This window comes from Umezawaea sp. NPDC059074, from assembly GCF_042738955.1.
In the GTDB taxonomy this organism is placed as follows: Bacteria; Actinomycetota; Actinomycetes; order Mycobacteriales; family Pseudonocardiaceae; genus Umezawaea.
Genome location: NZ_JBHYHC010000042.1, coordinates 16,276 through 40,894 on the forward strand (window position 1 = coordinate 16,276; position 24,619 = coordinate 40,894).

Annotated in this window: 20 protein-coding genes; 13 read left to right on the forward strand and 7 right to left on the reverse strand. The window is 70.6% G+C overall.

Features of this window, described 5'->3' with window-relative positions:
* Positions 1-68 precede the first annotated feature (68 nt).
* On the forward strand, positions 69-665 hold the full coding sequence (locus ACFWW9_RS20350) for a hypothetical protein (protein ID WP_390379821.1): 597 nt from the start codon (positions 69-71) through the stop codon (positions 663-665).
* Between the two features lie 1,557 nt (positions 666-2,222).
* Here the strand turns inward: ACFWW9_RS20350 and ACFWW9_RS20355 are convergent.
* Positions 2,223-2,564, reverse strand: a complete 342-nt coding sequence (locus tag ACFWW9_RS20355) for a DUF1844 domain-containing protein (RefSeq protein WP_390379824.1) — start codon at positions 2,562-2,564, stop codon at positions 2,223-2,225.
* Between the two features lie 295 nt (positions 2,565-2,859).
* Here ACFWW9_RS20355 and infC point away from each other — a divergent pair, with 295 nt between their 5' ends.
* The 4 genes from infC to ACFWW9_RS20375 all read left to right on the forward strand — a co-directional run bounded on the left by infC (position 2,860) and on the right by ACFWW9_RS20375 (position 5,060).
* A complete protein-coding gene (gene infC / locus ACFWW9_RS20360) occupies positions 2,860-3,480 on the forward strand; it encodes a translation initiation factor IF-3 (RefSeq protein WP_315932154.1) in 621 nt (206 codons plus the stop codon).
* A gap of 65 nt (positions 3,481-3,545) precedes the next feature.
* Complete coding sequence (rpmI, locus tag ACFWW9_RS20365) at positions 3,546-3,740, forward strand: 50S ribosomal protein L35 (RefSeq protein ID WP_390379827.1); 195 nt, start codon at positions 3,546-3,548, stop codon at positions 3,738-3,740.
* A gap of 76 nt (positions 3,741-3,816) precedes the next feature.
* The gene (gene rplT, locus ACFWW9_RS20370) at positions 3,817-4,209 is read left to right on the forward strand and encodes a 50S ribosomal protein L20 (protein ID WP_390379830.1); all 393 of its coding nucleotides are present in this window, start codon (positions 3,817-3,819) and stop codon (positions 4,207-4,209) included.
* Positions 4,206-5,060 (forward strand): TrmH family RNA methyltransferase, encoded by an 855-nt coding sequence (locus ACFWW9_RS20375; RefSeq protein WP_390379953.1) that lies wholly within the window; start codon positions 4,206-4,208, stop codon positions 5,058-5,060. The genes rplT and ACFWW9_RS20375 overlap by 4 nt, the downstream gene beginning before the upstream one ends.
* On the opposite strand, the gene ACFWW9_RS20380 is transcribed toward ACFWW9_RS20375, so the two are convergent.
* The 4 genes from ACFWW9_RS20380 to ACFWW9_RS20395 form a co-directional block, all read right to left on the reverse strand.
* On the reverse strand, positions 5,057-5,386 hold the full coding sequence (locus tag ACFWW9_RS20380; RefSeq protein ID WP_390379833.1) for a hypothetical protein: 330 nt from the start codon (positions 5,384-5,386) through the stop codon (positions 5,057-5,059). The two genes, ACFWW9_RS20375 and ACFWW9_RS20380, sit on opposite strands and share 4 nt — an antisense overlap.
* A gap of 1 nt (position 5,387) precedes the next feature.
* Positions 5,388-8,195, reverse strand: coding sequence for a hypothetical protein (locus ACFWW9_RS20385; protein WP_390379836.1), 2,808 nt, complete (start codon positions 8,193-8,195; stop codon positions 5,388-5,390).
* Positions 8,192-9,976 carry an HSP90 family protein gene (locus ACFWW9_RS20390; protein WP_390379839.1) on the reverse strand — a complete coding sequence of 595 codons (1,785 nt, stop codon included), beginning with the start codon at positions 9,974-9,976 and terminating at the stop codon, positions 8,192-8,194. The genes ACFWW9_RS20385 and ACFWW9_RS20390 overlap by 4 nt, the downstream gene beginning before the upstream one ends.
* Before the next feature lie 82 nt (positions 9,977-10,058).
* A complete protein-coding gene (locus ACFWW9_RS20395; protein ID WP_390379842.1) occupies positions 10,059-12,368 on the reverse strand; it encodes a molybdopterin-binding protein in 2,310 nt (769 codons plus the stop codon).
* Between the two features lie 63 nt (positions 12,369-12,431).
* Between ACFWW9_RS20395 and ACFWW9_RS20400 the strand changes: the two genes are divergently transcribed.
* The 3 genes from ACFWW9_RS20400 to fdhD are packed head-to-tail and all read left to right on the forward strand — an operon-like array spanning position 12,432 to position 14,978.
* A complete protein-coding gene (locus ACFWW9_RS20400; RefSeq protein ID WP_390379845.1) occupies positions 12,432-13,721 on the forward strand; it encodes an MFS transporter in 1,290 nt (429 codons plus the stop codon).
* Entirely contained in the window at positions 13,718-14,284 is a 567-nt protein-coding gene (locus tag ACFWW9_RS20405) for a hypothetical protein (RefSeq protein WP_390379848.1), read from the forward strand. The genes ACFWW9_RS20400 and ACFWW9_RS20405 overlap by 4 nt, the downstream gene beginning before the upstream one ends.
* Positions 14,175-14,978, forward strand: a complete 804-nt coding sequence (fdhD, locus tag ACFWW9_RS20410) for a formate dehydrogenase accessory sulfurtransferase FdhD (protein WP_390379851.1) — start codon at positions 14,175-14,177, stop codon at positions 14,976-14,978. The genes ACFWW9_RS20405 and fdhD overlap by 110 nt, the downstream gene beginning before the upstream one ends.
* A 73-nt stretch (positions 14,979-15,051) precedes the next feature.
* Here fdhD and sucD read toward each other — a convergent pair whose 3' ends face one another.
* Together sucD and sucC are read right to left on the reverse strand one after the other, a co-directional pair.
* Complete coding sequence (gene sucD / locus ACFWW9_RS20415) at positions 15,052-15,933, reverse strand: succinate--CoA ligase subunit alpha (protein WP_390379854.1); 882 nt, start codon at positions 15,931-15,933, stop codon at positions 15,052-15,054.
* A gap of 1 nt (position 15,934) precedes the next feature.
* Complete coding sequence (gene sucC / locus ACFWW9_RS20420) at positions 15,935-17,092, reverse strand: ADP-forming succinate--CoA ligase subunit beta (protein ID WP_390379857.1); 1,158 nt, start codon at positions 17,090-17,092, stop codon at positions 15,935-15,937.
* 243 nt (positions 17,093-17,335) lie between these two features.
* On the opposite strand from sucC, the gene ACFWW9_RS20425 reads away from it, so the two are divergent.
* The 5 genes from ACFWW9_RS20425 (at position 17,336) to ACFWW9_RS20445 (ending at position 24,618) form a co-directional block, all read left to right on the forward strand.
* A complete protein-coding gene (locus ACFWW9_RS20425) occupies positions 17,336-19,090 on the forward strand; it encodes a thiamine pyrophosphate-binding protein (RefSeq protein WP_390379860.1) in 1,755 nt (584 codons plus the stop codon).
* A 30-nt stretch (positions 19,091-19,120) separates the two neighbouring features.
* A complete protein-coding gene (frc, locus tag ACFWW9_RS20430; protein WP_390379863.1) occupies positions 19,121-20,350 on the forward strand; it encodes a formyl-CoA transferase in 1,230 nt (409 codons plus the stop codon).
* A 16-nt stretch (positions 20,351-20,366) separates the two neighbouring features.
* Positions 20,367-22,511 carry an acetate--CoA ligase family protein gene (locus tag ACFWW9_RS20435; RefSeq protein WP_390379866.1) on the forward strand — a complete coding sequence of 715 codons (2,145 nt, stop codon included), beginning with the start codon at positions 20,367-20,369 and terminating at the stop codon, positions 22,509-22,511.
* A gap of 159 nt (positions 22,512-22,670) precedes the next feature.
* Entirely contained in the window at positions 22,671-24,077 is a 1,407-nt protein-coding gene (locus tag ACFWW9_RS20440; protein ID WP_390379868.1) for an Nramp family divalent metal transporter, read from the forward strand.
* A 10-nt stretch (positions 24,078-24,087) separates the two neighbouring features.
* The gene (locus ACFWW9_RS20445) at positions 24,088-24,618 is read left to right on the forward strand and encodes a hypothetical protein (protein WP_390379871.1); all 531 of its coding nucleotides are present in this window, start codon (positions 24,088-24,090) and stop codon (positions 24,616-24,618) included.
* Position 24,619: the final 1 nt, after the last annotated feature.

Below are 24,619 nucleotides of genomic sequence, written 5' to 3' on the forward strand. Positions count from 1 at the left end.
CGACCCGAGCGTAGTGGGACCCCACCCGCCACTTCCCGCGGAACCACGATCCTGATAGACCGTTGACCATGAAGTGGTACGCGGACGGCGCCGCGCGGTTCACCCGTCAGATCATCGCCGACGTGCTGGCGGCGGGCTGGGTGTGGTTCTGGATCTGGTTCGCACTGGGAGCGCGGGACGGCGTCCTCACCGCCCGAGCCCCAGGCGACGGCCTGGTCAGCGCGGGCACGAAGGTCCACGACGCCTTCGCCGACGCCGCGGGCAGCGCGGGCCGAGTCCCCGTCGTAGGCGACGACCTGGCAGGCGCACTGGGCAAGGGCACGGACGCGGGCACCACCCTCTCCAACGTCGGCCACGCCCAGATCGACGCGGTGGAAACGGTCGCCACGTGGCTCACAGTCGCACTCATCGCCGTACCGATCGTCTTCTTGCTAGTCACCTGGCTCCCACTACGACTGCGTTTCGCCCGCCGAGCCTTCGCAGCCAGACGCCTCCGCGACACAGGCCGCACAGATCTACTGGCACTACACGCCCTGAACACCATGTCCCTGGCCCAACTGGCCAAGTTCGACACCGACCCGGTAGACGGCTGGCGCCGCGGCGACCCGGAAACAATCGCCACCCTGGCCTCCCGCCGCCTATCCCGCCTGGGCATCCGCGACTAACCCACCCCAGCCACCATTCGAAATACTGTATGCACCACCCACTCGAAAGAGTGAGGGCCGCCCAAACAACCCGCAACAAGCCCAACAACCGACTAGCGGCCACCCATGGGACCGGCGCGCGTGTGGTGGCAATACCGAACCGGTGGTCGACTGGCGACCACCTGCGGGACTGGTGCGCACTTGGCGACCACCATGGAACCGGCTATCGACTGGCGACCACTTACGGGACCGGCGGCCTGCTGGTGACCACCAATGGAATGGCAGTCGACTGACGGCCACTTAGGGGACCGGCACGCGCCTGTTGACCTGCTACGGGACCGGCACGCGCCTGTTGACCTGCTACGGGACTGGCGCTCGCCTGTTGATCTGCTACGGAACGCTACGGGCCGCCCGCAGCCGTGGCCGATTTTACTTGGGGATTTTGGCCTTAAAATTGGAGATCGGGCAGGGCTTTGGGGCACTGCCTTTTGGCCCGATCAAGGCCGAAATGAGGGGTCCCCAAGTCAAATCGGCCACACCAACTACGGAAATCGCCCGGTGACCCCGCTGGAAGCAGCAGCCACTGGCCGACCCACGCTGAAACCCGCAGCCACCGAACCCCATCCGACATACCGCATTCGGCAGACTGTATGCAAAACCACCTCGAAAGAGGAGTGCCGCACAAGCGACTCCCGATCGACAAACCGAAGCCCAAACCGAAACCGATCCAGGCGAAGAACCCGAATGCAGACCAGAGCGCCTTGGACTGGACCAGTTCGGACCGGACTGCCTGAGGCTGGGCGAGTTGGAACCGGACCGCTTGGGGCTTGGCCGATTGGAACCGGACCGCCCAGGGCTTGGCCGATTGGAACTGGACCGCCTTGGACCAGACCGGTTGGAACTGGACCGCCTGAGACCGGATCGGTTGGAACAGGACCGCCTGGGACCGAGCTCGTTAGAACTGAACCGCCTTGGGGCGAACCGGCTAGAGCCGAACTCTCTTGGATCGGGCCAGATGGAAACGGGCCGTCTTGGATCGGGACGGTTGGAACCGGACCGCCTTGGGTGGGGCCGGTTGGATTCGGGCTGCCTTGGACTGGCCGGTTAGAACCGGACCGCCTGAGACCGGATCGGTTGGAACAGGACCGCCTGGGACCGAGCTCGTTAGAACTGAACCGCCTTGGGGCGAACCGACTAGAACCGAACTGCCTTGGATCGGGCCAGATGGAAACGGGCCGTCTTGGATCGGGACGGTTAGAACCGGACCGCCTGGGTCGGGCTGGTTGGATCCGGGCTGCCTTGGACCGGCCGGTTGGAAACGGGCCGCCTTGGATCAGGCCGGTCAGGACCGGACCGCCTGGGGTCGGACTGGTTGGAACCGGGCTGCCTTGGGCCGAGCCAGTTGGAAACGGCCGCCCCGAACCGGGCCGGCGCGGTCCGGACCGCCTTGGGTCCGGCCGCTCAGGATCGGGCCAGTCCAGGACCAGGCAAGTCCAGGTCCGGGCCACCCAGGACCGGACCTCCAGGACCGGACCTCCAGGACCGGGCCAGCCCGGTCCAACCCACCACGCTCAAACCTCAGTACACCGGCCCAGTGAACTTCTCCCCAGGCCCAGCCCCCGGAGCGTCCTGCACCACGGAAGCCTCCCGGAACGCCCTCTGCACCGACTGCAACCCATCCCGCAACGGTCCGGCGTGCGGCCCCAGGTACTCCACCGACGCCGTGATCAACCCGGCCAGCGCCGTGATCAACCTCCGCGCCTCGTCCAGGTCCCTCCGCGGGCTCGTCGCCGGGTCCTCGTCGGCCAACCCCAGCCGTTCCGCGGCCGCCGACAGCAGCATCACCGCCGCCCGGCTGATCACCTCGATGCTCGGCACCTCGGACAGTTCACGCACGTCGCCTTCGGGCTCCTCGGTCACCCCGCCATTGTCGCAAGCCCCCCGACCGGGGCGCCGATTCGGGGGTTGACAACCGCGTCTGCTAGTCTTTACGGCGCGACCAGCCCTCGTTCGTGCGAGGGCGGCAAGTGGAGCCCCGCTCCCACCCGCGCAGCCGTTCAGGCGGCCGGGTTCCGGTCCCCGCGGAAGGCCACCGTGCCGTTCCGCCCGACGCGTTCGCGCGTCGGTTGAGGGTGATCGGTCGGAGGCGGGCCCCGCACCAGCAATGGTGTCGGGGCTCTTGTTTTTGGCGCACAACGAGTCTCAAAGGACGTGAATGACAAGTCCCTCGAACCGAGGTGCTCCCGCCAGCACCGAGCCGCGCATCAACGACCGCATTCGGGTGCCGGAGGTCCGTCTCGTCGGGCCGAACGGCGAGCAGGTCGGGATCGTTCGCATCGAGGACGCGCTCCGACTCGCCCAGGAAGCGGATCTGGACCTCGTCGAGGTCGCCGCGCAGGCTCGGCCGCCGGTCTGCAAGCTCATGGACTACGGCAAGTTCAAGTACGAGAGCGCGCAGAAGGCCCGTGAGTCACGCCGCAACCAGCAGCTGACGGTCATCAAGGAGCAGAAGCTCCGACCGAAGATCGACCCGCACGACTACCAGACGAAGAAGGGCCACGTGGCCCGGTTCCTGTCCGGTGGTAACAAGGTCAAGGTGACCATCATGTTCCGCGGTCGCGAGCAGTCGCGTCCCGAGCTGGGTTACCGGTTGCTGCAGAAGCTGGCGGAGGACGTCGCCGAGCTGGGCTTCGTCGAGTCCAACCCGAAGCAGGACGGCCGCAACATGATCATGGTGTTGGCGCCGCACAAGACCACGAAGACGCGCCCGCTGAAGCCGGACTACGGCGACGGCGTCGACGTAGCCGCCGAAGAGGACGCGTCAGCACAGAGCTGATCTGCGGTCCGCCGCAGGAAAGCATTGCCGCCCCATCCCGGTGGCAGCACGAGACGAGGACGGAAATGCCGAAGCAGAAGACTCACAAGGGGACCTCCAAGCGGATCCGGGTCACCGGCAGCGGCAAGCTGCTCCGCGAGAAGGCGGGCAAGCGCCACCTCCTGGAGAAGAAGTCGAGCAAGCTGACCCGTCGCCTCAGCGGCACGGTCGAGGTCGCGAAGAACGACGTGCCTCGCCTGAAGAGGCTGCTCGGCATCTGAGCCCTGCTCCGCCCCCCTTTGCACACCGGGGCCTCGGCGCCACCCGCCGGGCCCCACGAGATCGACAGGATGAACAGTGGCACGCGTCAAAAGGGCCGTGAACGCCCACAAGAAGCGCCGTACCACCCTTGAGCTCGCCAGCGGCTACCGCGGCCAGCGCTCGAGGCTGTACCGCAAGGCCAAGGAGCAGGTGCTCCACTCGCTCTCCTACGCGTACCGGGACCGCCGGGCGCGCAAGGGCGACTTCCGCAAGCTGTGGATCCAGCGCATCAACGCCGCGGTCCGCGCGAACGGCATGACGTACAACCGCTTCATCCAGGGTCTGCGCCTGGCCGAGATCGAGGTCGACCGCAAGATCCTCGCCGAGCTCGCCGTGAGCGACCCGGCCGCGTTCTCCGCGATCGTCGAGCTGGCCAAGCTGGCCATGCCCGAAGACGTGAACGCGCCGCTGGCCGAGGACAAGGCCTGAGCGACCACACTCGCGCACAACGACCCGAGGCCGCTCCGTTCACCGAACGGACACCTCGGGTCGTTGCTGCTCGGAGGCTGACCCGCCGTCCGGGCAGGGATCGCGCCGAACAGTTCCTCGCCGAGGGCGCGCAAGCCGTCCGCGAGGCCCTCGCTTGGTCCGCCGCCGGCCGGGGTCGGGTCCACGAGCTGTTCGTGACCGACACCGCCGCCGACCGCAACCCGTCGATCCTGCGCACCGCGCACGACGACGGCGTGCGGGTCACCTCGGTCACGGACAAGGCCGCCGCCGGTCTCTCGGAAACCGTGACGCCGCAAGGCATCATCGCGGTGTGCGACCCGGTCGACGTTCCGTTGGCCGACGCCCTGCGCGGTTCGCCGCGCTTGGTCGCCGTGCTGCACGGCGTCACCGATCCGGGCAACGCGGGCACGGTCGTGCGCGTCGCCGACGCGGCGGGCGCGGACGCCGTGGTCTTCGCGGGCGACACCGTCGACCCGCACAACGGCAAGTGCGTGCGCGCGTCCACCGGCAGCGTCTTCCACCTGCCGATCAGCCGCGTCCGCGACGCCGACGAGGTCTTCGAAGCCTGCCGCACGGCGGGTCTCGCGCTCGTGGCGGCCGACGGCTACGCGACGGACGACCTCGACACCGCGGACCAGCGCGGCGACCTCGGCCACCCCACGGCGTGGGTGTTCGGCAGCGAGGCGCACGGTCTGCCGGACGCCGTGGTGGCGAGCCTGGACACGTCGTTGAAGGTGCCGATCTACGGTGCCGCGGAGAGCCTCAACCTCGCGACCGCCGCCGCCGTCTGCCTCTACGCCTCGGCGCGGGCGTTGCGGCACAAGGGTTAACCCGGCCAGCCGGTCCCGCCCGACGGCTTGGGCAACGCCTCGATCCGAACGCACGCCGCGCGGGCTTCGGCGTCGGCGGGACCGGTGAGCGCCTCGAGCTTCGTCAGCTCCTCGAACTCCGCGCCGGTCAGCCCCATCTCCTGGTAGTCCAGCCCGCTCGCGTCGGGCGACGTCCGGATCCGCTCCAGCCAGTACAGGAGCCGATCGGCGCACTGGGCGGCGGGATCGCGCGTCGAGACCACTGTGGACGGTGCGGCGGTCGGGGGAGCGGGCGAGCCGCACGCCGCCAGCCCGAGCAGCAGAGCCGCCGCCACCGCCCGCCGCACGTCAGCCCTCCAGCCGCGAGGTCAACGCCCGCACCAGCGGATCGGTGCCGCTCGGCCGGTCCAGCTCGGTCAGCGCGTCCTCCAGCACCGACACGACCTCGGCCACGACCTCGCTCGGCGTCCCGTCGTCGAGCAGCGCCGCCGCCCGCCGCGCCGCGGTCTCCGCCGCGGCCGCGTCACCGGAGCGCAGCCGGAACCGCCCGCCGCGCGCGACCAGGAACGCCTGCCAGCCCACGTCCTCCAGCTCGATCGCGGCCTGCTCGGCGAGGGCGTTCTGCTCGATCGCCAGCCCGAACTCGCCCGCGTGCGCGTGCAGGAACGCCCGGATCGCGGCGATCCGGGCGGTCACGTGCGTGCGCGCCCCGTCCTCCTCGACGTCCGGCAGCAGGTTCTCGGCGCGCACCAGCGCGGCCAGTCCCTCGGTGGATTCGGTGGCGGGCAACACGTTCGCGGCCTCGACCCACGACCCGGCGGCCTCGCCGGCTTGGTCGATCAGCTCCCAGCACTCCGCCGCTTCCGCGTAGGTGCGGGACGACTCGACGAGCTGGTCGAGCCTGCGGCGGGCGTTGGCCAGCGCGTCCAGCGCGACCGCGCGCTGCCAGTGCTCGTCCTCGGCGATGTGCTCCAGCGCGGTCGTCAGGTGTCGCAGCGCGGCCTGGTTCTCGCCGAGCTGCGCGCACGTCTGGCCGAGCCGGAACCGCACCTGGAGCCCGAGTTCGGCCTCGGCGCGCGCGGACTGCACGAGCCGCAGCGCCTCCTCCAGGGTCTCCGCGGCCTCGACGAGCCTGCCGGTCTTGAGGTAGCCGCCGCTCAGCGAGTAGCACGCCTGCGCGGTGTGCGCCTCGCCGCCGAACTCGCGGCACGCGGCCACGGCCTCGCGCAGCTCGCCGAGGTGCGTCGCCTCCAGGCCGAGTTCCTCCACGGTGATCGCCCGCAGCCGTTGCGCCTCCGCGCGCCACCGCCCCGGATACCCGGCGGACCGGGCGACGAGGACCTCGGCGGTGCGCATCGCCGCTTCCCCCTTGCCCAGCACGGTTTCCAGCCGCAGCTTGATCCGCAGCCCGTCGAACCGCACGCTCTCCGGCACCTCGTCGGCCAGCACGGTCGTGACCGCGTCCAGCGAGAGGTCAAGGTCCTGCTTGCGGGCCAGGTGCTCCGCGCTGTCGATCCGCACCCTGGCCAGCAGTTCCGGGGCGTCGTCGAACGCCTGCGAGTACGCCTCGGCGATCAGCGCCTCGGCGGACTGGTGGTCGTGCGCGTGGTCCAGCAGTTCCGCCAGCACGAGCCGCACGAGCACGGCGGTGAACGCCGTGCCGTCGCGGTCCGCCTCGGCCAGGCACTCCCGCGCCACGGCGGTGCTCGCGGCCAGCCCGTCCTCGGGCAGCCGCCACACCGCGAGCCGGGCCCGGTAGCGGGTGGCCAGGTCCGCCTCGCCCACCTCGTCGAGCTGGTCGACGACGTCGGCGAACCCGTCCAGCAGCTGCTCGCGCGGGATGCGGGAGGCGTTGGCGGTCAACCGCTTCGCCATCAGCTGCGCGGCGAGCGCGTCCGGCAGCAGCGCGTCCATGTCCGCGGGCAGCGACCGCAGCAGCCTGCTGCCGGTGACGAAGTCGCCCGCGTCGAACGCGGCGTTCGCCCGCACCGCCAGCTCGACCGGGTCCGCCCCGAGGTCGGCCTCCTCCGGCTCCTCCACGAGTTCCGCGGGCGTGAGCACCGGGACGGCCAGCGGCACGTGCGCGGAATCGGGGCGCAGCAACGTCTCCCGCACCCGGTCGCTCACGGCGCTGGTCCCGTTGCGCTCGTCGAACCGCTTCGCCCACGACAGCGCGGACGCCTCCAGCTCGGCCCGCAGCTCCGGCGCGGTGCTGGTGCGGGTCGTGACGCCGTCCGGTTGCGGCACCTCGAACCCGACGTGGTCCTCGACCCGGCTGAGCAGCAGCGCGGCCGACGCGGCGAAGTCCATCGCCTCGGCCGGGCTGGTGGAGCTCCGCACCCGGTGGAGTTGCCCGGAGAGCAACTCCACGCCGCGGGCGACGTGGCCCGAGGTGGCGCAGAACTCCAGGTGCGCGTTGAGGTACGTCGACAGCGGGTCGTCCTTGACCAGCCTGCACGACACCAGGTGCGCGTTGCTCGCCCGCTCGTGGTCGCCCAGCGCGACGAACGCGGGCAGCAGCGCCGTGAGGATGCCCTGCGGCTGCGTCGAGCACGTGGAGTCCTGGCGCAGCACGGGTTCCGCGAGCGCCACGGCCTCGGCGTGCCGCCCGAGCCGGGTCAGGTGCGACGCCTGGTCCTCGACGACGCACGCCTCGCAGTCGCTCATCGGACCGCGGTCGAGCGCCAGGAACCGGGTCAGGTGCTCCCGGTACGCCTCGTCGTCGCCGACGTGCAGCGCCAGGGTCGCGCGCACGCCGTGCACCGGCTGCTGCGAGAACCCGTGCTTGCGGTAGCGGTCCGCGAACTGCTCCACCACGGCGTTGAGCTGCGCGAGGCTGAACCTCGGGTCACGGCGCAGGCCGTTCGCGATCCACTTGTGGCACCAGTCGAACGTGTGCGACTCCCAGCGCCCGAAGTCCTCCGCCCCGCGCTTCTCCGCGGCGGTGCACCACGCGAACGGTGCGAGCATCAGGTCGTAGCGGCCGAGGTCGTAGCAGGAGCGGATCAGCGCCACCCGGCACGACACGGCCAACTGCTGGTGGTCCGCCGCGTCCGCGGCCCGCGCCGCGCGTTCGAGCGCCTCGTGGCGCGGCATGCCCGGCGGCAGGTGGTAGGCCTCGGTGAACTGCTCCTCGGCGGCGAGCTTGTCGGTCAACGGTCCCCCACGGCCCGGTTGAGCAGTTCCAGGAACGAGCGGTTGAGCGCCGCGGTGTCCTTCGGCCGCATCGGGCGGCGCGCCTGGAGCAGCGCGTGCACGTACAGCGACTCCACGGTCAGCTCGACCAGCGCCGGGTCCGACAGCGCGGCCAGCCTGCGCACCAGCGGGTTGCGGCAGTTCAGCACCAGCTGCTGGCTCGCGGTCGACTCCTCGCCCACGAGCTCGCCGAGCAGTTCCGCCCACAGCGGGTCGGCGTCGCCGGAGATCTCCTCCGCGTCGCGCTTGCGCTCGCCGTCCACGTTGGAGATCAGCAGCGCGGGCAGCGACACCGGGTCGAAGTCGCGCGTCACGGCCTCGCAGTCGTGCCGGTCGAGCACCCCGCGCGCCTCGGCGAGCCGCGACCTCAGCTCGGAGTCGAACAGCGCCTCCGGGTGGTCCAGCGCCGCCAGCAGCTCACCGGGCGCGACTTGGCGCGCGGCCGCCGTGCCGTCCAGCGCCACCAGGCGGTCCAGGATCTCGACGTCGTAGGCGTACCCGGCGTTGAGCAGGCCGATGCCCTGCGCCTGCGCGACCGGCGCGAGCTGGCGGAACTCGTCCACGTTCGGCACGTACAGGACGGTGCCGTGCACGCGGCGGAACTGCCGCAGCGGCACCGCGCCCTCGGTCGTCTCGAACGGCAGCCAGCGCTCGACCAGCCGCAGCATCTCGTCGTCCGCGCGCGCCAACGACTTGATGCCGAGGTGGTGCGCCGACAGCAGCTGCGACGTGCGGTCCGGGTCGGTCGCGTCCAGGCGCACCAACCAGTCCCGCACCTGCTTGCCCAGCTCGTCGCGGACGGCCAGCAGCGTCTCGTCCTGGTACAGCGACTCGCGGCTCGCGGTCGGCCGCAGCGCGGAGGAGTCGACCACGCAGCGCACGAAGTACGCCCAGTCCGGCAGCAGGCCCTCGACCCCGTCGCCGACCAGCATCCGCTTCAGGTACACCCGGTGCGACTGGCGCGTGCCGGGGTGGACGCCCTCGGGCAGCACGAACGCGACCCCGGTCAACCCGACCGTCGGGACCTCGATCGGGATGGCGTCGAACGGCCGGAACCCGAACAGCCGCTCGCCGTAGTCGGCCATCCGCTCGGACAGGTCGGACCCGGTCTCCTCCGACCGCCGCGCCCACGGCAGCTCGCCGGTCGTGGCGACCTCGCCCGCGACGTGCACCGCCACCGGCAGCAGGTCCCCGTACTCGGTCACCAGCGCGCGCACCATGTCCGTCGTCAGCCAGTGCTCGGCGTCGCGGTTCGGCACCAGCTCGATGGTCGTGCCGATCGCGTCGTGCGCGCTGTCGTCGACCTCCACCCGGTAGTTGCCGGACGCGTCCGCCGTCCACCGGACCGCCGGTCCACCCCGCGCTGACCGAGTGGTCAACCGGATCTCCTCGGCGACCAGGAAAGCGGACAGCATGCCCACCCCGAACTGGCCCAGGAACCCCTGCCTGGCGAACCCCAGGTCGTCCCGCTTGGACGTCCGGCCGAGGGTCGACAGGAGGTCGTGCACCTCGCGCTCGGACAGCCCGATTCCGGTGTCCGTGACGCGGAGCACACCCCCGGCCGTCTCACTCGGCTCGATCCGCACCTCGGCGGGCGCGTCCGGGTCCAGCTCGCGGCGCGCGGTGATGGCGTCGACCGCGTTCTGGAGCAGTTCGCGCACGTAGACGCGGGGGCTGCTGTACAGGTGGTGGCTGAGCAGGTCGATCATCCCGCGCAGGTCGACGCCGAAGGTGTGGGACATGGGAGTGCAGCTCACCTCGGGGTCGCGTGGCCTGAACCTCCGATCCTAGTGCGCCACGAGCCGGGTGAGGCCTGCGTTTCCACTACCCGGTCAAGTCGATCAGCTCCACGGGCCCGCCGGTCCACCCCGGAGGCACCACGGCGAGCGCGTCCGCCAACGCGGCCCCCCACAGCGTGCCCGGTCGGTCATGCCCGACGGGCGTGGCGGTCGAACCGGACACGACGACGGGAACAAGACGCGTGTCCCGAGGATGCGCGACTACGCCTTCCCGCAGTTCCGCAGTCACCGCGGGCTTGGGCGCGCGCCCCGCCAACGCGCCGAGCAACGGCTCCAGGAGCGTCACGCAGGCCGCCAGGGCGGCGAACGGATTCCCCGGCAACCCGACCACGTACCGCCCTCCGGGCAACGCGGCCAACAACTGCGGATGCCCCGGCCGACACTCGACCCCCGCCACCACCACGTCCGCCCCCAACTCACCCAACACCACCCGAAGGTGATCAGCGGGCCCTTTCGACGTGGCCCCACACACCACGATCACGTCAACGTCATCCCTCCGCAACGCCGTGACCAGCGCCTCCACCCGATCCGGCACGTGCACGACCTCCACCAGCTCCGCACCGGCCTTCGCCACGACCCCCGGCACCACCGGCCCGATCGCATCCCGCACAAACCCGTCCCCAGGCACCCCGGAGCACACAACTTCATCCCCGGTAACCACCACAGCCACCCGCGCCCGCCGCCGAACCCACAACCAGTCCATCCCCACAGCAGCCGCCAACCCGAGCACAGCGGACGACACAACGGTCCCGCCGGCCAACAACTCCCGCCCAGCCCCCCAGTCCTCCCCGACAACCCGAATGTGCTGCCCAGCCCGAACCTCCCCAACCACAGTCATCCCAATCCGCACAGCCCGCTCAACCGGCAACACAGCCTCCGCACCACGGGGAACGGGTGCACCGGTCGCGATCCCAACGGCTTGTCCAGGAGCCAGGGTGATGCTGCCCGTGGACCGACTACGGTCGCCAGGATTCTGTATGCAACACGGGTTGGAGGCCTGCGGGCCACCAGCGGTCAGATGATGAGTGGTGTGCTGCATCGCGGGCCGAGCGGCGGTCTCCGGCCCGACTGCGTGCGACGAAACTGCGGCCGAGTCGACCACGCGTCGAGGCTCGGCCTCCGAGTCACCCACATGCGGCAGCACCGCTTCCGAGCTGGGCACGCGCTGAGGGCTTGTTTCCCCGGTGGCCACAGGGGGCAGCACCGCTTCCGGGGCGGGCGTGTGCTGAGAGCCGGTTTCCCCGGTGGCCACGTTCGGTAGGACCGCTTTCGCGGTGGGTTCGTGCTGTGGGGCAGTTGTCAGGGTGGTTGCGCGTGGTGGGGCTGGGGTGGGTGCGTGCTGAGGATTGGTTTCCGGAGCGAGTGCACGTGGCAGGGCCATGGCCGGAGTGGTCGCGTGTCGGAGGTGGGTTTCCGAGGTGGCCACAGGCGGCGGGACCGCATCCGAGATGGGCATGTGCTGTGAGGCGGTTGTCGCGGTGGGTGCTTGTGGCAGAGCGGCTTCCAGCGTGGACGCGTGTCGAAGGTCGGTTTCTGGAGCGGCCAGGTGGGGCGGGACTGTCGTCGGGATGACCGCGCGTGGAGCTGTTGCCAGGGCGGTTGTGTCTGGATGGGTTGCCGGAGTGGCGAGGTGGGGCGGGACTGTTGGGCGCGGGGGAGTCGTTGTCGGGGCGATGGGATCCGGAGCGGATTCCTGGGTGGCCGGGTGTCGAGAAGCCGGTCCCACGCGGGGTGGTGGAGGGGTTGTTGCCTGGGCGGTGGCTTGTGGGGGGATTGTGCTCAGGCGTGGGGTCGCCGCGTTCGTGGTTACTGCGTGGCAAGGGGCCGTTTTTGGGGTGGTCGGGTGCGGGGCCCTTGCGTGATGGGTGATCGCCTCCAGTCCGGGTGACGGTGCCGAGAGGGTCGGGGGTGGCTCACTGCTCCCCACCGTGGCCGGTTCGGGGGTGATGGGTGCTCCGGTGTGCGGGTCTTCGGGTCGAGGCTGGTGGGGGTCGGGTGTCCGGTCTGTCGCCATCGCCATTTCGGCTGTGAGTCGCTTCGGTGGGCTTGTGTGGGCCGGTCCGTTGCTGGTCTGTCGTGGCAGCGGTGGTTGGCCCGCCAGGATCTCGCCGATCACGGTCCACGGGGGTGGGCCAGCTACGGCGTAGCCGTCCATTGCTGCTGTGTCGAACGCGGGCATGGGGGTGTGGGCGGTGAGAGGGGTTGCCAGGGTGGTGCCCAGGGCCTCTGCCAGGGACAGCTTGGTCGGGGGTAGTGGGGTGGCTGTGGTGTGTGCCTGGTGGCGGGCTTCCGGCCAAGTGGTCATCTGTGCGCTCCCGGCGTGGACATCCGGCATAGGCGGTGTTATACAAGAGGTTACTTAATACTGTATACGATCTCCAATGTTGGTGGGTGGAAAATGCCCGAATCACAGGAGATGCGGGACGTCTACGGCAGGCGCTACCGCGTTGGCGAGTCCGACCGGGAACTGCTGGGGCGGTCCCGGAACTGGATGTTGTGGCCCGCGTGGGCGGCGATGCTCGCGGCGGGCGTGCAGCAGTACGGCTTCGGCGCGGTCGTGCCGGTGCTGGTCGACACCCACCCGCTGGCCGACGTGGTGTGGGCGTTGGCGCTGTGGACGGTGTGCCAGGCCGCCACCGTGTTCCCCGCGATGTGGCTGCGCGACCGGGGCAGGCTCGACCCGGCTCCGGCGGCGGTCGCGGGCGGGGTCCTGTGCGCGATCGGGTTGGCCACGCTGGGGCACGCGGGCCCGCTGTGGACCGTCTACCTCGGCTACTCGCTGCTCGGCGGCGTCGGCGCGGGCCTGGTGTACGCGGCCTGCGTGGGCACGGTGGTCCGCTGGTTCCCCGAACGGGTGGCGGCGAAGGTGGGGGTCGTCAGCGGCGCGTTCGCCTACGGCTGCGTGCCCTTCGTGATCGCCGCCGGACTTGTACTGCATACAGACAACAGAATGCTGTTCCTCGACACGGCAGCGGCCGTCGTACTGGTCGTCATCGTGGTCGCGGGGGCGACGCTGAAGGACCCGCCGAAGCACTGGTGGCCCGCCGACGTGGAGCCGCAGAAGTGGGCACTGGACAAGGCACGGCGGCGTAATCAGTCCGCGGTCCGCCAGTTCCTCCCGGTCGAAGCCCTGCGCAGCGGAGCGGCGGGCCCGATGTTCGTCGCCGTCGCACTGGCCGCCGCCGTGCTGCTGTTCGACCTCGCCTTCCTCGCCACGTTCAGCGGCACCCACCTGGCCCTCGGCGCGCTCGCGGCGTGCACGGGCCTGGGCCGCGTGCTCGTCGGCCGCGTCTCCGACCGGCTCGGCCGCCGCCGCACCTGGTACCTGTCCCTGCTCACCGGCAGCGCCGCCCAGTTCCTGCTGCTCTGGGCGGGCACCCACGACCGCCCGGTCGCCCTCCTGCTCGGCGCGTGCCTCGCGGGCCTGGGCACGGGCTGCGGCTACACCCTCCTGGTCGCACTGGTCCGCGAGTACTTCGGCGAGGAGAGCGGCTTGCAGAACTTCGGCGTCCTCTACAGCGCCAAGGCGTTCGGCGGCGTGCTCGGCGTCGGCGTCGCGGGCGCGGTGGTCACGACCCACGGCTACCCGGTGGCGTTCATCGCCGCCGGACTGGTCGGCCTCGTCGGCGCGCTGCTCACCAGGGCCCTGACCCAGCCCGGCCGCACCCGACTCCTCCCGACGCCATGACGAGGCTCTCGCGCGGCAGGCACCCGACGCCGGGCCACGGCCAGTGCCTGCTGGAACTCGTGTCCACGCTGGCGGGCGAGGTCTGGTCCGACCGCCCCGCCGCCGTCCACCCGGTGCTCGCCTCGATCGCCAGGGCCGTCAACGACGAGTGCACCGACGAGGGCAGGCAACTGCTCGTGCCGTTCGCCGCCGAACTCCTGCACACGACCCGCGCGCCGACCGTCGACCTCGTCCTGCACTGCACGACCTTGGCGGGCATCAATCCCGTGCGCGGCAAGCTCTTCGCCCCCACCGTGGTCGCCCACGCGACCAGGGTCGCGGCCCTCAAGGCGGGGGACCGCCGCGACGAGGTGCTGCACCGACTCCTGGCGGACTGCCTCGCGCTCTGCCGGACCCCGACGACGAACTGGTGGACCAATGGGACGAGTGACGACCAGACGGCGAGTGCTCCGCGTGGCGGACGGCAGGGCGACCGCGCGCCCGGACACCCTGACCGTGGAGGAACCGCTGGAGATCCGGGTCGGCGGCGTCCCGCTGACCGTCACGATGCGCACACCGGGTGACGACTTCGACCTGGCGGTGGGGTTCCTGGTCGGCGAGGGCGTGGTCCGGCGGGCGTCGGACGTCGCCGGGATCCGCTACTGCGCGGGCGCGACGGCCGACGGCGTCAACACCTACAACGTCCTCGACGTCCACCTCGCGCCCGGTGTCGCGCCGCCGGACCCGTCGCTGGAGCGGAACTTCTACACCACGTCGTCCTGCGGCCTGTGCGGCAAGGCGAGCCTGGACGCCGTGCGCACCGCGTCGACGTGGTCGGTCCGCGACGACCCGCTGCGCGTGGGCCTGCCCGTGCTGTCGTCGCTGCCGGACAAGCTCCGTGCGGCGCAACGGGTGTTCGACCGGACCGGCGGTCTGCACGCGGCGGGGCTGTTCTCCGCCACGGGCGATCTGCTGTGTCTGCGGGAGGACGTCGGCAGGCACAACGCGGTCGACAAGGTCGTCGGCTGGGCGAGCCGGGCGAACTGGCTGCCGATCGCCGGGACCGTGCTGATGGTCAGCGGCCGGGCGTCGTTCGAACTGGTGCAGAAGGCCGTCATGGCCGGGATCCCGATGCTGGCGGCGGTGTCCGCGCCGTCGTCGCTCGCGGCGGAACTCGCGGCCGAGATGGGGCTGACGCTGGTCGGGTTCCTGCGCGGCACGTCGATGAACGTCTACACGGGCGCGCACCGCCTCGGGCTGGTGGCGGCCGCCGTGTGAGCCTTCGGGAGCGCCGTCCCCCGCTCCCGAACCCCTGCTGGGCCCACCCGTCACCGGGGTGGGCCCAGCGGGTTCACGCCTCCAGCACCGCCCGTGCCAGCGCGGCCGCCTCGCCGGGCGTCCGCCCGACCCGGATCCCCGCCGCCTCCAGGGCTTCCTTCTTCGCCGCGGCCGTGCCGGACGAGCCGGACACGATCGCCCCGGCGTGCCCCATGGTCTTGCCCTCGGGCGCGGTGAACCCGGCCACGTACCCGATGACCGGCTTGGACACGTTGTCCCGCACGAACTCCGCCGCCCGCTCCTCGGCGTCGCCGCCGATCTCGCCGATCATCACGATCAGCTCGGTCTCCGGGTCCTCCTCGAACGCCGCGAGGGCGTCGATGTGCGTCGTGCCCACGATCGGGTCGCCGCCGATGCCGACGCACGTGGAGAACCCGAAGTCCCGCAGCTCGTGCATCAGCTGGTACGTCAGGGTTCCCGACTTGGACACGAGCCCGATCCCGCCGGGTTTGGTGATGTCCGCCGGGATGATGCCCGCGTTCGCCTTGCCGGGGGAGATGACGCCGGGGCAGTTCGGCCCGACGATCCTGGTCCGCCCGGACCTCACCGCGTGCGCCCAGAACGCCGCGGTGTCGTGTACCGGGATGCCCTCGGTGATCACCACCGCCATGCCGATCCCGGCGTCGACGGCATCGACCACGGCGTCCTTGGCGAACCGCGGCGGCACGAACAGCACGGACACGTCCGCGCCGGTCTTCGCCATCGCCTCGGCCACGTCCCCGAACACCGGCAGCGACCGCCCGTCGAAGTCGACCGACTGCCCGGCCTTGCGCGCGTTCACCCCGCCCACGACGGTCGTGCCCGCGGCGAGCATCCGCCGCGTGTGCTTGGTGCCCTCGGAGCCCGTCATGCCCTGCACGACGACTCGGCTGCCCTCGTTGAGGAAGATCGCCATCTCACACCCCCTGAGCCGCGAGCGCGGCCGCCTGGTGGGCCGCGCCGTCCATGGTGTCCGCCAAGGTGATCAGCGGGTGGTCTGCGGTATGCAGGATCCTGCGGCCCGCCTCCACGTTGTTCCCGTCGAGCCGCACGACGATCGGCTTGTGCGCGCGGTCGCCGAGGATGCCCAGCGCCTGCACGATCCCGTCGGCCACGGCGTCGCACGCGGTGATGCCGCCGAAGACGTTCACGAACACGCTGTGCACGCCCGGATCGCCGAGGATGATCTCCAGCCCGTCGGCCATCACCTTCGCCGACGCGCCGCCGCCGATGTCCAGGAAGTTCGCCGGCCCGGACCCGCCCATCTCGGCGCTGGCCTGCGCCACGACGTCGAGCGTCGACATCACCAGCCCCGCGCCGTTGCCGATGACGCCGATCTCGCCGTCCAGCTTCACGTAGTTGAGGCCCCGGTCGAGCGCGGCCCGCTCCAGCGGGTCGCCCGCGTGCTCATCGGCGAACACCGCGTGGCCCGGATGCCGGTACGCCGCGTTGTCGTCCAGCGTCACCTTCCCGTCCAGCGCGAGGATCTCGCCGGACTCGGTGCGCGCCAACGGGTTCACCTCGACCAGGGTGGCGTCCTCGGCGACGAACACCTCCCACAGCGCGACGACCACCGGCGCCACCTCGGGCGGGAGTCCGGCCGCAGCCGCGATCTCGTGCGCCTTGGCCAGGTCGACGCCCGCGAGCGCGTCGACGGGCACCTTGGCGAGCGCGGAGGGCTTGGACACGGCGATCTCCTCGATCTCCATGCCGCCCTCGACGGACGCCATCGCCAGGAACGTCCGGTTCGCCCGGTCCAGCAGGAACGAGAAGTAGTACTCCTGGGCGATCTTGCTGGCGGCGGTCACCAGCACCTTGTGCACCGTGTGCCCCTTGATGTCCAGGCCGAGGATCGCCGCCGCGGCGATGGCGGCGTCGTCGGGCGTCGGCGCGAACCGCACGCCGCCCGCCTTGCCCCGGCCCCCGGTCTTGACCTGCGCTTTGACGACGACGGCCCCGCCGATCCGCGCCGCGGCGTCGTGGGCTTCCTCGGGCGTCCGGGCGACGAGCCCGGCGGACACCGGTACTCCGTGGGCGGCGAACAGGTCTCTCGCCTCGTGTTCGTAGAGGTCCAAGGCGGCCGTCCTCTCTGCGCGCGACCGTGCCGCACGGGAGGAATCCCCGTGCGGCGACCGGTCTGGGAGGGATGAGCGGGCCGACCGGGTCACGTCGCGGAAATCTTCCTGACGCCCTCTGGACATCGGCCCCAACGAAGCGTAACTATATGCCTACCCCATACGGTATGCAATCTACAGAGAACATCACCGGAGCGGCCAGCCGGATCGGCCGAGTGGAGCGAACTAAGGAGTTGACCAGTTATGGCGCGGACAGCGACCGAGGCTGCCTCAGGCGGCAGCGTTGCGCCCGGCACCGACGGCACCCCCACTGATCCCACACCCGCCGGTCCGGAACTGATCTCCGGTGGACACCTGGTGGCCAAGGCGTTGAAGGCCGAGGGCATCGACACGATCTTCACCCTGTGCGGCGGCCACATCATCGACATCTACGACGGCTGCGTCGACGAGGGCATCCAGGTCATCGACGTGCGCCACGAGCAGGTGGCGGCGCACGCGGCCGACGGCTACGCCCGCATCACCGGCAGGCCCGGCTGCGCGGTCGTCACGGCGGGCCCCGGCACCACCGACGCGGTCACCGGCGTGGCGAACGCGTTCCGCGCGGAGAGCCCGATGCTGCTGATCGGCGGCCAGGGATCGTTGAGCCAGCACAAGATGGGCTCGTTGCAGGACCTCCCGCACGTCGACATGATGACCCCGATCACCAAGTTCGCCGCCACCGTCCCGGCCACCGCCCGCATCGCGGACCTGGTGTCGATGGCGTTCCGCGAGTGCTACCACGGCGCTCCCGGCCCGTCGTTCCTGGAGATCCCGCGCGACGTCCTGGACGCCAAGGTCCCCGTCGACAAGGCCCGCGTCCCCGAGGAGGGCCGCTACCGCGCCTCCACCCGCTCCGGCGGCGACCCCGCCGACGTGGAACGGCTCGCGGACCTGCTCGTGGGCGCGAAGAAGCCCGCGATCCTGCTGGGCAGCCAGGTCTGGACGACCCGCGGCACCGACGCGGCCGTGGACCTGGTGCGGCAGCTCAACATCCCGGCCTACATGAACGGCGCGGGCCGCGGCAGCCTGCCGCCCGGCGACCCGCACCACTTCCAGCTGTCCCGCCGGTACGCGTTCGACAACGCCGACGTCATCGTCATCGTCGGCACCCCGTTCGACTTCCGGATGGGCTACGGCCGCAGGCTCTCGCAGCAGGCGACCGTCGTGCAGGTCGACCTCGACTACCGCACGGTCGGCAAGAACCGCGACATCGACCTCGGCATCGTCGGCGACGCGGGCCTCGTGCTGTCGGCGGTCGCCGCCGCGGCCACCGGCCGGGTCGACAACGGCGCCGTGGGCCGCAAGGCGTGGCTGGAGGAGCTGCACGGCGTGGAGGAGCAGGCCCGGCAGCGCAGGCTGCCGCAACTGCTGTCGGACGCCTCGCCGATCCACCCGTACCGGCTGGTGCACGAGATCAACGAGTTCCTCACCGAGGACTCCATCTACATCGGCGACGGCGGCGACATCGTCACGTTCTCCGGCCAGGTCGTGCAGCCGAAGTCGCCCGGCCACTGGATGGACCCCGGCCCGCTGGGCACGCTCGGCGTCGGCGTCCCGTTCGTGCTGGCCGCCAAGCTCGCCCGGCCGGACAAGGAGGTCGTCGCGCTGTTCGGCGACGGCGCGTTCAGCCTCACCGGCTGGGACTTCGAGACGCTCGTCCGCTACAACCTGCCGTTCGTCGGCATCGTCGGCAACAACTCGTCGATGAACCAGATCCGCTACGGCCAGGCCCAGAAGTACGGCGTGGAGCGGGAACGCGTCGGCAACACGCTCGGCGACGTGAAGTACGACCAGTTCGCCAAGATGCTCGGCGGGTACGGCGAGGAGGTCCGCGACCCCAAGGACATCGCCGGGGCACTGCACCGGGCTCGCGAGTCCGGGCTGCCGTCGTTGATCAACGTCTGGGTCGACCCGGACGCGTACGCGCCCGGAACCATGAACCAGACCATGTACAAGTAGCGCGCGCCCCTCTAGCGGGAGGACTTCCCCATGGGAAAGGCACTGGAGGGCGTCCGCGTCCTCGACATGACGCACGTCCAATCAGGACCGTCGTCCACGCAGCTCCTCGCGTGGCTCGGCGCCGACGTGGTGAAGCTCGAGACCCCCGGCCGCGGCGACATCACCCGCGGCCAGCTCCGGGACATCCCCGGCGTGGACAGCCTCTACTTCACGATGCTCAACGCCAACAAGCGCAGCATCACGCTGAACATGAAGAGCGAGCAGGGCAAGGAGGTGTTCGCGAGGCTGGTCGAGAACACCGACGTGCTGGTGGAGAACTTCGGCCCCGGCGTGATCGACCGCTTCGGGTTCCCGTGGGAACGCCTCGCCGAGATCAACCCCGGCCTGGTCTACGCCTCGATCAAGGGGTTCGGTCCCGGTCGCTACGCGGACTTCAAGGCCTACGAGGTCATCGCGCAGGCCATGGGCGGCTCGATGAGCACCACCGGGTTCGAGGAGGGCCCGCCGACCGCGACGGGCGCGCAGATCGGCGACTCCGGCACCGGCATCCACCTGGTGGCGGGCATCCTGGCCGCGCTGTACCAGCGCACCACCACCGGGCGCGGCCAACGCGTGCAGGTCGCCATGCAGGACGCGGTGCTGAACCTGTGCCGCGTCAAGCTCCGCGACCAGCAGCGCCTGTCCCACGGGCCGCTGGGGGAGTACCCCAACGAGTCCTTCGGCGAGGACGTCCCGCGTTCCGGCAACGCCTCCGGCGGCGGCCAGCCGGGGTGGGCGGTGCGCTGTGCGCCCGGCGGCCCGAACGACTACATCTACGTGATCATCCAGCCCGTCGGCTGGGCGCCGATCACCGAGCTGATCGGCAGGCCCGAGCTGGCGAACGACCCCGAGTGGGCGACGCCGGAGGCCCGTCTGTCCAAACTGGACAAGGCGTTCGCGCTCATCGAGGACTGGACCCTCCAGCACACCAAGTGGGAGGTCATGGACAGGTTGAACGCCCGCAACGTGCCGTGCGGGCCGATCCTGTCCACCAAGGAGCTGATCGAGGACGAGACCCTCGCGGCGATCGGCGCGGTCGTGGACGTGCCGCACCCGCAGCGCGGCTCGTTCAAGACCGTCGGCTGCCCGATCAAGCTGTCGGACTCCCCGGTCGACATCGTGACCTCGCCGCTGCTCGGCGAGCACAACGACGAAGTGCTGGGCGCGCTGGGCTACAGCCCCGAACAGCTCGGCGAACTCCGCACCGCAGGCGTGATCTGACCCCGAGGAGACAGCCATGCCCGACACAGCAACGGGTTACGACCGCGCCGCGGTCGAGGAAGTGCTCGGGGTCGTCGCCGCCGAGGGGCGCGACTCGCTGACCGCCCCGGAGGGCAAGCGGGTCTGCGACGCCTACGGCATCCGGACGCCGGAGGAGGGGCTCGCGACCTCGTCGGAGATGGCCGTCGCGCTGGCCGAGGAGATCGGCCTGCCGGTCGTCCTCAAGATCGTGTCGCCGGACATCCTGCACAAGACCGAGGCGGGCGGCGTGCTCGTGGGCCTGAGGACGGCGGCGCAGGTCGCGCAGGGCTACCGCACGATCGTCGACAACGCCTTGTCCTACCAGCCGAACGCCAAGGTCGTCGGCGTGCAGGTGCAGCAGATGCTCACCGAGGGCCAGGAGGTCATCGTCGGCGCGGTCACCGACGAGACGTTCGGCAAGGTCGTCGCGTTCGGCCTCGGCGGGATCCTGGTCGAGGTGCTCAAGGACGTGACGTTCCGGCTCGCGCCGACCGACGCGGCGACGGCGACGTCGATGGTCGACGGCATCGCCGCCGCGGAGGTCCTGCGCGGCGTGCGCGGAAACCCCGGCGTGGACCGGAAAGCCCTGGCGGAGCTCATCACCAGGGTGTCCGACCTCGTCACGGACTTCCCACAGCTGGCCGAGGTCGACCTCAACCCCGTCCTGGCCACGCCGACCGGCGCGACCGCGGTCGACGTGCGGATCCTGGTCGACGCGACCGCGGCGGACGTGCCGCACCGCTTCACCCAGGACGAGATCCTGACCTCGATGAACCGCATCATGCGGCCGTCCGCCATCGCCGTCATCGGCGCGTCGAACGAAGAGGGCAAGATCGGCAACTCGGTGATGAGGAACCTGGTGAACGGCGGCTACGCAGGCGAGATCCACCCGATCAACCCCAAGGCCACCGAGATCCTGGACCGCAAGGCGTTCAAGAGCATCGCCGACGTGCCGGGCGACATCGACGTCGCGGTGTTCGCCATCCCTGCCAAGTTCGTGCCGCAGGCGCTGGAAGAGGTCGGCCGCAAGGGCGTGGCGGGCGCGATCCTGATCCCGTCCGGTTTCGGCGAGACCGGCAACCACGAACTCCAGGACGAGGTCGTGGCCATCGCCCGCAAGCACGGCGTGCGCGTGCTGGGCCCGAACATCTACGGCTACTACTACACGCCGGAAAACCTGTCGGCGACGTTCTGCACGCCCTACGACGTCAAGGGCGGCGTGGCGCTCACGTCGCAGAGCGGCGGCATCGGCATGGCCATCCTCGGCTTCAGCCGGTCGGCGGGCATGGGCGTGTCGTCCATCGTGGGCGTGGGCAACAAGGCCGACATCGACGAGGACGACCTGCTGACGTTCTTCGAGGCCGACCCGAACACCCAGCTCATCGCCATGCACCTGGAGGACCTCAAGGACGGCCGCTCCTTCGCCGAGACCGCGAAACGCGTCTCGCGCAAGAAGCCCGTCGTGGTCCTGAAGGCCGGGCGCACCGCGCAGGGCGCGAAAGCGGCCAGCTCGCACACGGGCGCGTTGGCGGGCAACGACCGCGTGTACGACGACATCCTGCGGCAGAGCGGCGTCATCCGGGCGCCGGGCCTCAACGACATGCTGGAGTACGCGCGCGGCATCCCGCTGCTGCCGACCCCCAAGGGCGAGAACGTCGTCATCATCACCGGCGCTGGTGGCTCCGGCGTGCTGCTGTCCGACGCGTGCGTGGACAACGGCTTGGCGCTCATGGAGATCCCGGACGACCTGGACGAGGCGTTCCGGAAGTTCATCCCGCCGTTCGGCGCGGCGGGCAACCCGATCGACATCACCGGCGGCGAACCGCCGTCGACCTACCGCAACACGATCGCGCTCGGGCTGGCGGACGAGCGGATCCACGCCCTGATCCTGGGGTACTGGCACACGATCGTCACCCCGCCGATGGTGTTCGCGAAGCTCGTGGTCGAAGTGGTGGAGGAATACCGGAGCAACGGCATCGACAAGCCCGTCGTGGCCTCGCTCTCCGGCGACGTCGAGGTCGAAGAGGCGAGCGACTACCTCTACGCCCACGGGATCGTCGCGTACCCGTACACCACCGAGAAGCCGGTCGCGGTGCTCGGCGCGAAGTACCGCTGGGCGCGGTCCGCCCGGCTGCTCTAGCGCCGACCTCCGCCGCCTTGGAGGTCAGTCGAGAACCCAACTCCCCGTGGAGGCCGAACCGTGGACTCGTCGAACGCGCCCGCCGCAAGCTCGTCCGAGAGCGGAGTCACCCCTCCGCCCGCGGACGAGCGGGTGTGGCAGGCAGGGCGCCTGGAACCCATGCCCATCCGCAAGTTGCCCGACGCACCACCCTCCATCCACCTGTTAGGGCCAACGGTCTTCCTCGTCGCGCTCGGCGTCGGCATGGGGGAGTCGTACATGTGGCCGCGGCTCGTGCTGCTGTTCGGGCCCGAGATCCGCTGGCTGTTCCTCATCGGCGTCACGCTGCAAGCGGTCGTGATGCTGGAGATGGCCCGCTACGCCATGGCCACCGGGGAGAGCATCTTCTTCGGCGCCGCGCGCGTGTTCAAGCCGATCATGTGGTTCTTCTTCGTGGTCGCGATCCTCGTGTACATCTGGCCCGGCCACCTCTCGGCGGGCGCGGCGGCGTTGGAGAGGATCACGGGCATTCCCTGGGTGATCTCGGCCTGCGTGGGCCTGGTGCTCGTCGGCGTGCTCTTCAGCATGGCCAAGGTGATCTACCCGCTGCTGGAGAACGTGCTGGCGCTGCTGATCGGGCTGCTGGTGGTGAGCACGTCGATCGTCGCGGCGATGGTGGGCCAGTGGTCCGACGTCGTCTCGACCATCACCGGCATGTTCCACTTCGGCTACTTCCCCGAGCAGGCGATGTCGCCCGCGTGGTTCCCGATCATCGTCGGCTCCATCGCGTTCGCGGGACCGTCCGGCATGCAGCAGATGTGGTACACGCTGCACCTGCGCGACAGCGGCGCGGGCATGGGCGCGCACATCCCGAAGGTGCGCGGCCTCCGGCACGCCGGTGAAGAGGAGGAGATGCCGTCCCGCGGCTTCATGTTCGACACCGACGACGCGGACGAGATGAAGAAGTGGAAGGGCTGGCGGCGCTGGGTCACGTTCGACGCGCTGCTGCTGTTCTGGGGCATCACGATGCTGGTCACCATCTCGTTCACGGTCCTGGCGCAGGCCGCCTCGCGGCAGAGCCCGGACGTGAAGGGGCTCATCGAGTCCGGCGAGCGCGAGGCGGCGTTGAACGCGATGTCCGACGCGTTCGCCTCGGCGGGCGGACCGGTGCTCGGCGGCGTGTTCCTCGGGTTCATCGCCCTGATCGGCCTGAACGCCACGCTCGGGCTGTTCGACTCCTTCTCCCGCGGGCAGTCCGACATGGCGTACCACTTCGTGCCGGGGGCCAAGAAGTTCGGCGTTTCCAAGCTGTACGCCGGATTCCTGTGGGGCGTGATCCTGTTCGGCATCGCGATCCTGCTGTGGGGACCGGCCGACGGACCGGGGGCGATCCTCGACGTGCTCGCGTTCCTGTCGACGTTCGCGATGGGCGCCTACTGCATCGTGCTGTTGTTGGTGAACAACAGGATGCTGCCGAAGCCCATCCGGCCCAAGCTGGTCACGAACCTGATCATCGGGTTCGGCGCGGTGTTCTACCTGGGGATGCTCATCTTCAGCCTGGTCAAGTTCGGCGTCGTGGTGGGTTGAGGTGGCCGCGGTGAGACGACTCGGGGAACTGGCCGTGCCCGGCGCGGTGGTCGGGATGGCCGCGGGGTTCGTGGCGGGCGGGCTGGCGCTCGTCGTCGGACAGCCTCCTGGCTGGGCGATGGTGACGGCGTTGACGCTCGGCGTGCCGCTGGCGCTGCTCGGCGGGCTCTACGGCGTGCTGGTCGGATCGGGGAAGGTCCGGATCGGGGTGTTCGCGCCCGCCGCGCTGTTCTGGTTCGTCGGCTTCCCGCTGGCGCGGCTGGCGCACGAGGTGCTGTCCGGGCTGGTGCTCGGCGGTAGGCCCGGCTGGCCCTCCGACCTGGTGGGGTTCCTGGCGTACCAGGCGATGGTGAGCCTCGGGTGGGCCATCGGGTTCCTGTGGCTGCACGAGCGGATCGCGCCGGGATGGCTGCGGCGCGTGCGAGCGGGTAACCCCAGGGCGGCCGAACTGTTCGAGCGGTACGTCGTGCACGCCGCGGCGCTCGCGGAAGCCCGTGAGCGCAGGCGTTCCCGACATCCGTCCCGCGCCGGAAGGACCTGAG